14 protein-coding genes are annotated in these 12963 nt (G+C 71.1%); 7 read left to right on the top strand and 7 right to left on the bottom strand.

The features are described 5' to 3' along the window. Window positions 1–10 precede the first annotated feature (10 nt). On the top strand, window positions 11–523 hold the full coding sequence (locus ABZT02_RS24950) for a hypothetical protein (RefSeq protein WP_356020820.1): 513 nt from the start codon (window positions 11–13) through the stop codon (window positions 521–523). Here ABZT02_RS24950 and ABZT02_RS24955 read toward each other — a convergent pair. Continuing rightward, on the bottom strand, window positions 520–1266 hold the full coding sequence (locus ABZT02_RS24955; RefSeq protein ID WP_356020823.1) for a hypothetical protein: 747 nt from the start codon (window positions 1264–1266) through the stop codon (window positions 520–522). The genes ABZT02_RS24950 and ABZT02_RS24955 overlap by 4 nt on opposite strands. A 187-nt stretch (window positions 1267–1453) precedes the next feature. Here ABZT02_RS24955 and ABZT02_RS24960 point away from each other — a divergent pair, with 187 nt between their 5' ends. From ABZT02_RS24960 to ABZT02_RS24975, 4 genes are read left to right on the top strand one after another with little or no spacing between them, the layout of a single operon-like run. After that, on the top strand, window positions 1454–2731 hold the full coding sequence (locus ABZT02_RS24960) for a CBS domain-containing protein (RefSeq protein WP_356020825.1): 1278 nt from the start codon (window positions 1454–1456) through the stop codon (window positions 2729–2731). Further along, entirely contained in the window at window positions 2721–3341 is a 621-nt protein-coding gene (locus ABZT02_RS24965; RefSeq protein WP_356020827.1) for a DUF1003 domain-containing protein, read from the top strand. Before ABZT02_RS24960 ends, ABZT02_RS24965 begins: the two co-directional genes overlap by 11 nt. A 42-nt stretch (window positions 3342–3383) precedes the next feature. Beyond that, the gene (locus ABZT02_RS24970; protein WP_356020829.1) at window positions 3384–4517 is read left to right on the top strand and encodes an Mrp/NBP35 family ATP-binding protein; all 1134 of its coding nucleotides are present in this window, start codon (window positions 3384–3386) and stop codon (window positions 4515–4517) included. Between the two features lie 47 nt (window positions 4518–4564). Next, window positions 4565–5467, top strand: a complete 903-nt coding sequence (locus tag ABZT02_RS24975) for a glycosyltransferase family 2 protein (protein WP_356020831.1) — start codon at window positions 4565–4567, stop codon at window positions 5465–5467. Here ABZT02_RS24975 and ABZT02_RS24980 read toward each other — a convergent pair. The 5 genes from ABZT02_RS24980 to sigE all read right to left on the bottom strand — a co-directional run bounded on the left by ABZT02_RS24980 (window position 5464) and on the right by sigE (window position 10584). Beyond that, window positions 5464–6129 (bottom strand): hypothetical protein, encoded by a 666-nt coding sequence (locus tag ABZT02_RS24980; protein WP_356020834.1) that lies wholly within the window; start codon window positions 6127–6129, stop codon window positions 5464–5466. The genes ABZT02_RS24975 and ABZT02_RS24980 overlap by 4 nt on opposite strands. A gap of 292 nt (window positions 6130–6421) precedes the next feature. Then, complete coding sequence (locus ABZT02_RS24985) at window positions 6422–6850, bottom strand: sec-independent translocase (protein WP_356020836.1); 429 nt, start codon at window positions 6848–6850, stop codon at window positions 6422–6424. A gap of 245 nt (window positions 6851–7095) precedes the next feature. Continuing rightward, complete coding sequence (locus tag ABZT02_RS24990; RefSeq protein ID WP_356020838.1) at window positions 7096–8835, bottom strand: trypsin-like peptidase domain-containing protein; 1740 nt, start codon at window positions 8833–8835, stop codon at window positions 7096–7098. A gap of 91 nt (window positions 8836–8926) precedes the next feature. Further along, window positions 8927–9889, bottom strand: coding sequence for a zf-HC2 domain-containing protein (locus tag ABZT02_RS24995; protein ID WP_356020841.1), 963 nt, complete (start codon window positions 9887–9889; stop codon window positions 8927–8929). Then, the gene (sigE, locus tag ABZT02_RS25000; RefSeq protein WP_037943029.1) at window positions 9886–10584 is read right to left on the bottom strand and encodes an RNA polymerase sigma factor SigE; all 699 of its coding nucleotides are present in this window, start codon (window positions 10582–10584) and stop codon (window positions 9886–9888) included. The genes ABZT02_RS24995 and sigE overlap by 4 nt, the downstream gene beginning before the upstream one ends. A gap of 301 nt (window positions 10585–10885) precedes the next feature. Here sigE and ABZT02_RS25005 point away from each other — a divergent pair, with 301 nt between their 5' ends. Then, on the top strand, window positions 10886–11518 hold the full coding sequence (locus ABZT02_RS25005; RefSeq protein ID WP_356021209.1) for an O-methyltransferase: 633 nt from the start codon (window positions 10886–10888) through the stop codon (window positions 11516–11518). 125 nt (window positions 11519–11643) lie between these two features. Here ABZT02_RS25005 and ABZT02_RS25010 read toward each other — a convergent pair whose 3' ends face one another. Continuing rightward, window positions 11644–11811, bottom strand: a complete 168-nt coding sequence (locus ABZT02_RS25010) for a DUF3117 domain-containing protein (RefSeq protein ID WP_003966491.1) — start codon at window positions 11809–11811, stop codon at window positions 11644–11646. Between the two features lie 358 nt (window positions 11812–12169). On the opposite strand from ABZT02_RS25010, the gene ABZT02_RS25015 reads away from it, so the two are divergent. Then, window positions 12170–12961: an enoyl-CoA hydratase-related protein gene (locus tag ABZT02_RS25015; protein ID WP_356020844.1), complete on the top strand. Its 792-nt coding sequence runs from the start codon at window positions 12170–12172 to the stop codon at window positions 12959–12961. Window positions 12962–12963: the final 2 nt, after the last annotated feature.

The raw sequence follows: 12963 nt of genomic DNA on the forward strand, positions 1-12963 counted from the left end.
GGTGGGCCTCATGACAAGTGAGCTGCTCGACCGGGCCCTCGTCGAGGAGGCCACGAAGAAGTCCGGCCTCATCTGGGTCAAGGGTTCCGAAGGTTCGGCGCGCGCTCTGTGGCACGTGTGGCACGAGGGTGCGGCGTGCCTGGTCGGCGACGGGTCCGGGGAGCAGCCGCTGCCGGGGCTGAGCGACGGGGGCGCCGCCGAGGTGACCGTCCGCAGCAAGGACAAGGGGGGCCGGCTGGTCTCCTGGACGGCGAAGGTCGTGGAGCTCGCTCCCGGCTCCGAGGCATGGGAAGCGGCTGTCGCCGAGCTCAAGGGGAAACGGCTGAACGCCCCCGACGGCGAGGCCATGACGGAACGCTGGTCCCGCGAGTGCCGGGTGCTGCGGCTCGAACCGACCGGGGTCACGGCGGCGCTGCCCGACGGCGACCTGGCCGAACCGCCGCTGCCGACACCGGCGACCACGCGTGAGCCGATCCCCGCGGGTCTTCCCCGGCTGCTTCTGAAGCGCCGCAAACGCGGCTAGGACGTCGGCAGCTGCTTGCCGTAGTCCACGGTCTCGTCCTTGTTCGGCGCGGTCAGGGGGAAGTTCCTGCCCCAGGCCGAGAAGGTCAGGGTGCCCGCGCCGCCGGCCCGGGCCAGGCGCAGGGGGTACGGCTGCCCCTCCAGGGAGACGTCCAGCGTGCCGCCGTCGCCCTTGTCGCCCGTGATGCGGATCGTGCGGGTACCCGCCTGCTCGTGGTGGCCGTCGGTGTCCAGGCCGCCGTGCAGCGTCAGAAGTCCGTCGAGGAGAACGTCCTTGTCCGTGAAACCGCTGAACTTCCTGTACGCCGGGTCGCCCGACGGCACCTTGACGTACTTGCCGTCGAGCTTGTCGGCGGCCGCGTCGGAGTCGTCGCCCTTTCCGTCGGCCTGGGTCCAGAAGTCCGCGCCGGCCTTCAGATACAGCTCCTTGCCGATCCGCAGCAACTGGAAGGTGGTTCCCTCCGCGGTGACGGATCCTGAGCCGCCGTCGGAATTCAGGCGCATGTCGAGTTTGTACGTGCGCCCGCTGGTGACCACGTTCCCCGACAGGCGCAGCGCGTCGGCGGACTCGGCGGCCGCTCGCGTCTTCGACTGGATCTGGTCGGCGGGCAGTTTGCCGACCCCGTTGGTGCCCGCGTCGGGGTCCTCGCTGCAGCCCGTCAGGCCCGTTCCCGTCACGACCAGGGCGCACATCGCGCCCACCACAACGGTCCTGCGGGCACGGCCCCGGGGAATCGCGGTCACAGGTGGGGCTGCCTTTCCGACGACGGTCCTTCAGCGGCGTACGGCAGCGTACCGGGGCTCCGGGCCCCGGGCGGAGCCAGACCGTCCGCACCGCTCACCAGGGCGTATCCGATCGGTACGGGCTAGCCTGAAGCCCTCCCGAGCGGGCAATCCGGACAACGAACGACGAACCGAAGGAAGCACAGCCATGGCAGCGGGAGCCCCCCGGATCTTCGTCTCGCACCTCGCCGGTGTCGCCGTCTTCGATCCCAACGGCGACCAGGTGGGCCGCGTGCGGGATCTGGTCGTCGTCCTGCGCGTGGGGCGCCGGCCGCCCCGGGTGCTCGGCCTGGTCGTCGAACTGTCCACCCGGCGCCGCATCTTCCTGCCCATGACCCGGGTGACGAGCATCGAGTCCGGACAGGTCATCACCACCGGCGTCCTCAACGTCCGCCGCTTCGAGCAACGCCCCACCGAGCGCCTCGTCTTCGGCGAGCTCCTCGACCGGCGCGTCACCCTCGTGGAGAGCGGCGAACAGGTCACCGTCCTCGACGCGTCGGTGCACCACCTGCCGGCCCGCCGGGACTGGGAGATCGACCGCGTCTTCGTCCGCAAGGGCGGCAAGGGCGGGGCGTTCCGGCGCAAGGGCGAGGCGCTGACCGTCGAGTGGTCCGCCGTCACCGGCTTCACGCTGGAGGAACACGGACAGGGCGCCGAGAGCCTCCTCGCCACCTTCGAGCAGCTGCGCGCGGCCGACCTCGCCAACGTCCTGCACCACCTCTCCGCCAAGCGGCGCGCCGAGGTGGCCGCCGCCCTCGACGACGACCGCCTGGCCGACGTGCTGGAAGAGCTCCCCGAGGACGACCAGATCGAGATCCTCGGCAAGCTGAAGGAGGAACGGGCCGCCGACGTCCTGGAGGCCATGGACCCCGACGACGCGGCCGACCTGCTCGCCGAGCTGCCCACGGAGGAACAGGAGCGGCTGCTGAGCCTGATGCAGCCGGGTGACGCGGCCGACATGCGGCGTCTGATGGCGTACGAGGAGCACACGGCCGGCGGTCTGATGACGACGGAACCGATCGTCCTGCGGCCGGACGCGACCGTCGCCGACGCGCTCGCCCGCGTCCGCAACCGGGACCTCTCCCCGGCCCTCGCCGCCCAGGTCTACGTGTGCCGCCCGCCCGACGAGACCCCGACCGGCAAGTACCTCGGCACGGTCCACTTCCAGCGGCTGCTGCGCGACCCTCCGTACACCCTGGTCAGCGCGCTCGTCGACGACGACCTCCAGGCCCTCGACCCGGACGCGACCCTGCCCGTCATCGCCGGGTTCTTCGCGACCTACGACATGGTCGCGGCGCCCGTGGTGGACGAGGCGGGGGCGCTGCTCGGCGCGGTGACCGTGGACGACGTACTGGACCACATGCTGCCCGAGGACTGGCGGGAGACGGAGTTCGACGCGGAGGGGGCGGCCCACCATGACGCCTGAGCGCGAGACCCCGAACCGCGAGCGCATGCCTTCCGGTGCCCGCGAGCGCACCCCTTCCGGCGCCACGGCGACCGGCCGTCCCCGCGCCCGCCTCGACCAGCCGCGTTCGCCGCGCCGCAGGCTGCTCCCCGAATGGGATCCGGAGGCGTTCGGACGGCTGTCGGAGCGGATCGCCCGCTTCCTGGGCACCGGGCGCTTCATCGTCTGGATGACGGTCGTCATCATCGCGTGGGTGCTGTGGAACATCTTCGCGCCCGGCGACCTGCGCTTCGACAACTACCCGTTCATCTTCCTCACGCTCATGCTGTCCCTCCAGGCCTCCTACGCCGCCCCGCTGATCCTGCTCGCGCAGAACCGGCAGGACGACCGGGACCGGGTCAACCTCGAACAGGACCGCAAGCAGAACGAGCGGTCGATCGCGGACACCGAGTACCTGACCCGCGAGATCGCCTCGCTCAGGATCGGCCTCGGCGAGGTAGCGACCCGCGACTGGATCCGCTCGGAGCTCCAGGACCTGATGAAGGAGCTGGAGGCCAGGCAGGACGGGCACGGCGTATTCCGGGCAGAACGGTCGGATCGGCCGTCGGGACGTGACGTAGACGACCGTTGAGAGCCGTACAGGGGTTCCGGTACGGCGCCGTACCATCGTCGTATGGCTAGCGAAGACGCGGTGCGCGAGGCACTGGCGACGGTGAACGACCCAGAGATCAACCGCCCCATCACGGAACTCGGGATGGTCAAGTCGGTCGAGATCGGGACGGACGGGGCGGTCGCGGTCACCGTGTACCTGACGGTCTCCGGGTGTCCCATGCGCGAGACGATCACGCAACGCGTCACCGACGCGGTCGCGGCCGTCGAGGGCGTCACCCGCGTCGACGTCACGCTCGACGTGATGAGCGACGAGCAGCGCAAGGAACTGGCGACCGCGCTGCGCGGCGGCCAGACCGAGCGCGAGGTCCCCTTCGCCAAGCCGGGCTCGCTCACGCGCGTGTACGCGGTCGCCTCCGGCAAGGGCGGCGTCGGCAAGTCCTCCGTGACGGTGAACCTGGCGGCGGCGATGGCGGCCGACGGTCTCAAGGTGGGCGTCGTCGACGCCGACATCTACGGCCACTCGGTGCCGCGCATGCTGGGCGCCGACGGCAGCCCGACCCAGGTCGAGAACATGATCATGCCGCCGTCGGCGCACGGCGTGAAGGTCATCTCCATCGGCATGTTCACCCCGGGCAACGCCCCGGTGGTGTGGCGCGGACCGATGCTCCACAGGGCCCTCCAGCAGTTCCTGTCGGACGTGTACTGGGGCGACCTGGACGTGCTGCTCCTGGACCTCCCGCCGGGCACGGGCGACATCGCGATCTCGGTGGCGCAGCTGGTCCCGAACGCGGAGATCCTGGTGGTGACCACACCTCAGCAGGCCGCCGCGGAGGTCGCCGAGCGGGCCGGCTCCATCGCCGTCCAGACCCACCAGAAGATCGTCGGCGTCGTCGAGAACATGTCCGGCCTGCCCTGCCCGCACTGCGGCGAGATGGTCGACGTCTTCGGCACGGGCGGCGGTCAGTCGGTGGCGGACGGCCTCACCCGGACCACGGGTGCGACGGTCCCGGTCCTCGGCTCGATCCCGATCGACGTGCGCCTGCGCGAGGGCGGCGACGAGGGCAAGCCGGTGGTGCTGACCGATCCCGACTCTCCGGCGGGCGCGGCCCTGCGGGGGATCGCGGGGAAGCTCGGGGGACGCCAGCGGGGTCTTTCGGGGCTTTCGCTGGGGATCACTCCGCGGAACAAGTTCTGAGACGCACCTGACGGAAGGCGTTCCACGGGCCCGGTAGGGTCCGTGGAGTGCCGAGCGTCAAAGTCAGCGTCATCGTTCCCGTGCACAACACCGGGAAGTACATCGACGAATGCGCGCCGACGCTGTTCCGGCAGAGCCTGCCCGCCGACGAGTACGAGGTCATCTACGTCGACGACGGCTCGACGGACGACACTCCGGCCCGGCTGGACAAGATCGCCGCCGCACACGCGAACGTCCAGGTGCACACCCGGCCGAACTCCGGCTGGCCCGGCGCACCGCGCAATCTCGGGATGCGGCACGCGAACGGCGAGTACATCCAGTTCGTCGACCACGACGACACGCTCGGCCCCGAGGCCCTGGAGCGGCTGTACGAGCACGCCAGGCGAAACCACGCCGACGTGGTGCTCGGCAAGATGTCCAGCACGATGGTGCGGCCCCGGCGGCTGTTCCGGCACACGGTGGACGTTTGCACGATCGAGAACGACGAGCTCATGCAGAGCATGTCGCCGCACAAGATGTTCCGGCGCGCCTTCGTCGAGCAGCACGCTCTCCGCGGGGCGCGGTCGCTCCCGCTGCCGTACGTGGCGGCCACGGCGTCCGGTGGCCCGGCACGTCTCAAGGTCACCGTGTCCGCCCTGACGGTGGACGCCGAGCTGGTCCCCGGTGACGGCGGGACGGCGGCCCTGCTGCGGCTCCCCGCCCGTGTCCGGCTCCCGGCCGGACGCCACCCCGTCACCTTCCCGGAGGCCGGCGCTCCCGTCGCTCACGCCGTGGTCCGCGACGGCACCCTGCTGCGCCTCGAGGGCCCGGCCCACGTGGCCGGCATCGGACGCCGGCTCCTCGACGCGGTCGCCGACAACCGTCAGGTCCGGCGGGTACGGCGACGACTGGGCCGACAGGGCTGTGGTGGGGCACCGCGCGGATCGGGCCTCGGTGCCCCCTCGCGCTAGGCGTACGCCGAGATGTCCTTGATCATCGCGAACCCGAGCCCGTACGCGCTCATGCCTCTCCCGTACGCCCCCACGTGCACCCCCTCCTGCGTGGAGCCCGCCAGAACCCACCCGAACTCCGACTCGCGGTAGTGGAACGGTGTGGGCACGCCGTCCACCGGGAGGGACAGGGTGGACCAGTCGGGTCCATCGAGGTCGTCCGCCAGGGTCCAGGCCGTCTCGGTCTGCTGGTCCAGCCAGTCGTCGCGCAGGGAGTGGTCCATCTGCCCGGGCCAGGTGAAGGACAGCAGCCCCACCCCGGCCAGCCAGGCGGCTGAGGAGACCGACGTGGCCTCCAGCAGCCCCGTGCCGTCCGCGCTCCTGCGGGACGGGTTCGCGGCTACGGTCACCACCACCGCGAACTTCTCCTTCGGCTCCCCCGTGGAGCCCGCCTCGTTCTTCACCGAGGGCTCGTCACCGTGTCCGATCGAGCCGTGCTCGACGGCCCCGTCGGCCGACGTGCCGACCTGCATCAGCCAGCGCGGCCCCGTGAAGGCCTCGTCGAGGCCGTACCAGGGGAAGGGCGCCTGAAGGTAGCCGTCGACCGTGCGCCGGGCGGAGGGAACCTGCTGGCCACCCTCCGCGGCCGGCGCCTGCGCGACTGCCCCACTCGTCGTCTCCATGTGCCGGACGCCTCCTACTAGTGCTCGTCGGACCGGACCGGCCCGCCCCCCTTCGGGCGGCGTCGCTGGTTCGCGTACGGCCCGCACAACAACTCGGCAGCATAGCCACACCGCTCCGAGCTGCGGGGAAACCGCCCGGCGCGCGGGGCGCACGGGGGGTTGCTTCGGGCCGTACGGGAGCCGTACGAGGGCATAGGAGGTGAGAGCGGGGTATGAAACGCGTCACGCAGGACGGGGAAAGGCGCCCCCGAGCCGAACTGCTCGGCAGGCGCCTACCGGTGGGGCGTACGGCTCAGGTGGCGTCCGCGTCGAAGGTCGGGCGGTCGTCCTTGCCGAGCTCCTCGGGCTTCTTGGTCATGTCGATCCGGCCACCGGAGGAGGACGCGGACGGCGAGGTGTCCGTGCTGTGCACCGCGTCGGTGACCTCGGCCATCTCCTTCTTCAGGTCGAAGCCGTTGCGGATCTCCTTGAGCCCCAGCTCGTCGTTGTCCAGCTGCTTGCGGATGAACGTCTTGGGGTTGAGGTCCTCGAACTCGAAGTCCTTGAACTCCGGGCCGAGCTCGGACCGGATGTCCTGCTTGGCGCTCTCCGAGAACTCGCGGATCTTGCGCACCGTCCGCATGACGTCCTGGATGACCTTCGGGAGCTTGTCCGGACCGAAGACGAGCACGGCGAGGACAACGAGCGTGATCAGCTCGAGCGGTCCTATGTCATTGAACACCTGAAGCTCCTTGCGATGTCCTCGGTCCTCGGCCCTCGGTTGGTCTGTGCGGGTCTTCCGTGGTCCGGGCCGGGTCCACGGTACCTGGGGATCCCGTACGACCGGTACTGTCCCGAGGGCTCGGAGTGCGGGCGGGTGGGCGGTTTTCCGGGTTGTTTGCCTTGTGGAGCGGGGTTTGCGGGCGTCTCTGTGAGGTTTCTGTTAATCGGTCCTTTGTCGTTCCTCTGTGAATCTCCGTCGATTTTCTAGTCGCCGTCCGAGGATCCGAGGACCAGAGAGACGTCTTTTTCTCTGCCGTCGCGCTTCACGGTGAGTTCCAGGCGGTCGCCGGGACGGTGGGCGCGGGTCTTCACGATGAGTTCGTCGCCGGAGTGGATACGGCGGCCGTCGACCTCGGTGATGACATCGCCCGCCCGCAGCCCGGCCCGGTCACCCGGGCCGCCCTCGGTCACGGCGGGTCCGCCGTCACCGCCCCTGGTTCCTACGCGGGCGCCGTCGCCCGTGTAGTCCATGTCGAGGGTGACACCGATGACGGGGTGGGTCGCCCTGCCGGTGTTGATCAGTTCTTCCGCGACCCGCTTGGCCTGGTTGACGGGAATGGCGAAGCCGAGACCTATCGAACCGGCCTGTCCGCTCCCGGAACCGGAGCCGCCGTCAGCGGAACGGATGGCGGAGTTGATGCCGATGACCCGGGCGCGGGAGTCGAGGAGCGGGCCACCGGAGTTGCCGGGGTTGATGGGCGCGTCGGTCTGCAGGGCGTCGACGTACGACACGTCGCTCCCGTCTCCGCTCTCGCCCCCGGCGGTGATGGGCCGTTCCTTCGCGCTGATGATTCCGGAGGTGACGGTGCCCTCCAGGTCGAAGGGGGCGCCGATGGCGACGACGGGGTCGCCGACCTGGACGCCGGCGGAGTTGCCGAGCGTCAGGGGCCGCAGCCCGCTGACACCGCTCACCTTGACGACGGCGAGGTCGTACCCGCTGTCCCGCCCCACGACGGTGGCCTCGGCGACGTCCCCGCTGTGGAAGGTCACCGATATCCCGCCGTCGGCTCCGGCCGGCTCCACGACGTGGTTGTTGGTGAGGATGTGACCGCGATCATCCAGCACGAACCCGGTCCCGGTCCCGGACTCCTCGGCCCCGCTCACATGCAGGGTCACGACACTGGGCAGGGCCCTCGCGGCGATCCCGGCGACACTGTCGGGAGCGCGCCCGACGGGCTCCTCATCGGCCTGCGGCAACTCCACGACGTCACCCCCCACACCATTGCGCTCGAGATACGCCCCTACGACTCCACCGACCCCGCCCGCCACGAGCGCGAGCAGGAGAGCGCCGACGAGAAGCGCCCGCCGGGCCCGGCGACGCCGGGTGCCTTCGGTGTCCACGACGACACCGGTTTGCTGGAGGGGGGCGGGGACGGGGGCCCAGGGGTCGTAGTTCTGCCAGGGGGTGGGCGGGTCGTGCTGCGCGGGCGTCAGCGGCGCGGATGTGTCATGGACAGGCGGGGCGGACACGGGCGGGGTCGGTGTCGCCGTGCCGTGTGCGGGCGCGGGCGCGGGTGCGGTCGCCGGGTGCTGGACCAGTGGGGCGACCGGCGGGGCGACCGGTGGGGCGGGGGCCCAGGGGCCCGGTACGCCGTACGGCGGGGTGCTGGTGAAGTCGGGGTCGTGTGCAGGCTCTGGACGGTCTGTGGCGGGCTCGGCAGGAGCCGGGCCGACGGGACCGACAGGCGCGGCGTCGACCTGCTCGGTGGAGCGCTCGCCGACGGGAACGTCGGCCGCAGCAGCCTCCTGCGGCGGGGCAGCCGTCGGCACGGGCCGTGCCCGTGTGAAGTCCCCCTGCGCGTCGGACGGGTTCCGAGGGGCCGTGAGTTCGTAGTCGCCCTCCGAGTCCGCCCCGCCGCGCGGGGCTCTCAGCACGAAGTCGCCGTCGGAACGTGTCGTGTCAGTCGTCGGCGTATCGCTCTTCGTGGGCCTGCCCTCGTCCATGCTCTCCCCACAGCTGACCGGCCGCGGTGCGCGGCGCGTCGACCTGTCCGTGGATTCAACCAGGTTCGGGCGCCGCGGAGCAGGGCGCCGGTCAGCGGGTGGTGCTGGGGGGCGTGGGCGCTGACGTGGTGGGGGGGACGGGTGCGGCGAGGGAGCCGGAGGTGGTGAGGTCCGGGGTGGTGGACAGGGACGTCAGGGTGAGCGGCGGGGTGGCACCGAGCGGACGTATGAGCGGGGACATCGCGGCTGCACCGGCGACCACGGGCGCCGTGAGGGTGTGCAGGGCCGCCTCCTGCACCTGGGCGGGGATACCCGGCAGCAGCGGTGCGGACGCTGTGGTCGGGCTGACCGGGGTGTCACCCGGCATCCGCTGTCCCTGTTCCTGCGCGAGCAGCGGACCCACGCCACGGCGGCGCTGGTTCTCCGGCACCGCGGCTCCCGTGCCCGGTGTGCGCGCCGGAGTCACATTGCTGCCGGCCCCGCGGGCGTCGGTGTCGCCCGGCATGCCCGCGGTGACGCCGCCCAGCGCGATCGCGGCCAGCGACACCGCGCCGGCGGCGACGACCGCGAACCGCATGCCGCGCGAGGCCGACCGGTCGGCCTCGTGACGGCTGACGTCATGGATGCGGAAGCCCCGGCCGACGGAGGGCGGCAGGACCGTGCCGTGCGGGCGGGCGGGGACGTAGTCGAACTCGAAGCGCTCGCCACGTCTTACCCCGAAGGCTCCGGTGGTGCCGGGTCGTCCCGACAGACCTCCGAATCCTCCCCCGCCGAACGGCGAGTTGTCGCCGTCCTCCGGATCACCTCCCGGCAGCCCCTGGAGGCGGGCCAGGAAGCTCTCGGAGGGCGGGGGCGGGGCGGCCTCCGCGAAGACGTTCTTCAGGCGGCGCTGGGCGTCCGCCTCAGCCTTGCACTTCGGGCAGGTGGCGAGATGCGCGAGAACACGCTCCCGCGTGGCATGACCGAGCTCACCGTCCACCAGGGCGGCGAGTCGGTCTCCCAGATGCTGTTCCGCGAGGCTCCCCTCGCCGGGTTTGGGCAGTGATCCACTCACGCGGACGCGCCCCCTCCCCCCAGTGCGGGGACCCGGGCCATGAAGGAGCGGCGCTCGGCTCGGGCCTCGGGTGAGCGGTGGGCGAGGGCCTTGCGCAGCTGGGAACGGCCGCGGTGGATCCGCGAACGGACGGTGCCGAGCTTGACGCCGAGCGTCGCGGCGATCTCCTCGTACGACAGTCCCTCGATGTCGCACAGGACGACCGCGGCGCGGAACTCCGGCGCGAGGGTGTCGAGTGCCTGCTGGACGTCCGCGTCGAAGTGGGCGTCGTTGAAGACCTGCTGGGGTGACGGCTCGCGGCTGGGCAGTCGCTCCGCCGCGTCCTCGCCGAGGGCGTCGAAGCGGATGCGCTGCTTGCGGCGGACCATGTCCAGGAAGAGATTGGTGGTGATGCGGTGCAGCCAGCCCTCGAAGGTGCCCGGCGTGTACGTGGACAACGAGCGGAAGACGCGGACGAAGACCTCCTGCGTGAGGTCCTCGGCGTCGTGCTGGTTACCGGTGAGGCGGTACGCGAGGCGGTAGACGCGGCCGCTGTGCGTGCTGACGATCTCCTCCCAGGTGGGCGGAGTCCACGCCTGCCCGTCCGCGTCGGTGGCAAAGGTCGCGGTCTGGGCGTAGTCGCCGGCGTGGCTGTGGTCAGCGGTGTCGTTCACGGATCTCGGCCTGCCCGCCGATCCGAGGAAGCGCCGCAGCACTCCCCCACGATCCCCAGGCGCGGCCGCACCTCCCCTGTCGGCTCTGGTTGTCTCCAGTGGAGCCCCTACCATAGCCACCTCGCCCGTTAGCTCCGGATAAGCGGTTTTACGAGAATTTGATCTGGGCTGATACCACTCGGTCCCCTGCGTCAGCAGTTGCTCGAGGGCCCGCTCGACTTCGTGATCCAACTGTGTCCCCCCGGGTGCGTCTCCACCCCTCTAAACGCCCGGTCCCATCTGCGGGTTCCCGACGGCAACGGATACAGTCACGCCCAGGCAACCACGGGGCAAGGAGAGGGTCATTACCGGCAACCGGCAGACGAGCTGGGCGTTCGCCGACGCCTACGTCGCCGAGGACGAAGTCGTGCTCTGGGCCCGCGACCGGGCCCGCGAGGCGGGGCTGCGCTCGGTGTCGCCCGGCGCGGGCGCGGCGCTGCGGTTGCTGGCCGCCTCCGTGGACGCCAAGGCGGTCGCCGAGATCGGCACCGGGACCGGCGTCTCCGGCATTCATCTGCTGCACGGCATGCGCCCGGACGGGGTGCTGACCACCGTCGACCCCGAACCGGAGCACCAGCAGTTCGCCCGCCAGGCCTTCCGCGCCAGCGGCTTCGCCAGCAACCGGGCCCGCTTCATCCCGGGCCGGGCCCTGGACGTGCTGCCCCGTCTCGCCGACGCCGGTTACGACCTCGTCTTCTGCGACGGTGACCGGCAGGAGGTCATGGACTACCTCGCTGAATCGTTGCGCCTGCTGCGTCCGGGCGGCCTGGTGGTCTTCGAGGGCGTTTTCGCCAACGGCCGCACGGTGGATTCGGGACCGCAGCCGACGGAGGTGCTGCGCCTCAGGGAACTGCTGCGGGCCGTACGCGAGAGCCAAGAGCTGGTGCCGTCGCTGCTGCCGGTGGGCGACGGACTGCTCTGCGCCGTCAAGCGCTGAGCCGGTGGCCCGGGCCCCGGACCCGGTGGGGGCCGTACGGCCATTCGTGGAACCGCCCGGACAAACCGCTGCCCCGGCATCTCATGAGATGCCGGGGCAACCGAAAGGGTATGGTCGCTTCCGCGTCAGCCGACGACCTTCTTGAGGGCGTCACCGAGCGCGTCGGCCTCGTCCGGGGTCAGCTCGACGACGAGCCGACCGCCGCCTTCGAGCGGAACGCGCATGACAATGCCCCGCCCCTCCTTGGTCACCTCGAGCGGGCCATCGCCCGTCCGCGGCTTCATGGCCGCCATGCTCGTTCCCCTTCCTGAAACCAGCTCATCGTCAAAGCCGACGGCCCCGGGAGGGCACGCGCGTCAAAGTGGGACACGCGCCACCGGCATCGAACACATTGCTTCCAAGCCATTATCCCGCATCTCAGGACCCGATGACCAACATCAGTCGGCATCGCTTGGGCAACGCGCCCGAGCAAAACCACTCAATTCGGCGATGTGGCTGCGATACTCCGCCGCCGCGCGGATCCCAGCCGGTCATGAGCGCTCCGGAATTGTTTGACGCAGGTCACACGTACGGTCCGGTCCTCGGACGGCGATCTCCGCCATGCTGTCCCTCGGACATCGGATGCAGCGGACACACCGGAGGGGATACGCCATGGCCGACACCGTGCTCTACGAGGTGCACGACGGACTCGCGACGATCACGCTCAACCGGCCGGAGGCGATGAACGCGCTGAACATCGCCACGAAGGTCGCGCTGCGGGAGGCCGTGGAGTCGGCGGCCTCGGACGACGCCGTGCGGGCCGTGCTGATCACCGCCGCCGGGGAGCGGGCCTTCTGCGTGGGGCAGGACCTCAAGGAGCACATCGGGCTGCTCGCCGAGGGCTCGACGAAGGTGATGAGCACGGTCAAGGAGCACTACAACCCGGTCGTGCGGGCCCTCACGGAGATGCCGAAGCCGGTGGTGGCCGGGGTGAACGGGGTCGCGGCGGGCGCCGGCTTCGGGATCGCGCTCGCGGCGGACTACCGGGTGGCGGCGGACACGGCCGCGTTCAACACGTCGTTCGCGGGCGTGGCACTGACCGCGGACTCCGGTATCTCGTGGACGCTGCCGCGCGTGGTGGGGCCGGGGCGCGCCGCCGACCTGCTGCTCTTCCCGCGGACCATGTCGGCTCGGGACGCGCACGATCTGGGGATCGTGAACCGTCTCGTACCGTCCACCGAGCTGCCCGCGGAGGCCGAGAAGGTGGCGCGGGCCCTGGCCGAGGGGCCGACGGTGGCGTACGGCGCGATCAAGGAGTCCCTCGCGTACGCGCTGTCGCACAGTCTGGCGGAGACGCTGGACAAGGAGGACGAGCTGCAGACGCGGGCGGGCGCCTCCGAGGACCACACGATCGCCGTGCGGGCCTTCGTGAACAAGGAGACGCCCAAGTACCTGGGCCGGTAGGG

The organism is Streptomyces sp. NPDC005402 (genome assembly GCF_040606575.1).
GTDB lineage: Bacteria > Actinomycetota > Actinomycetes > Streptomycetales > Streptomycetaceae > Streptomyces.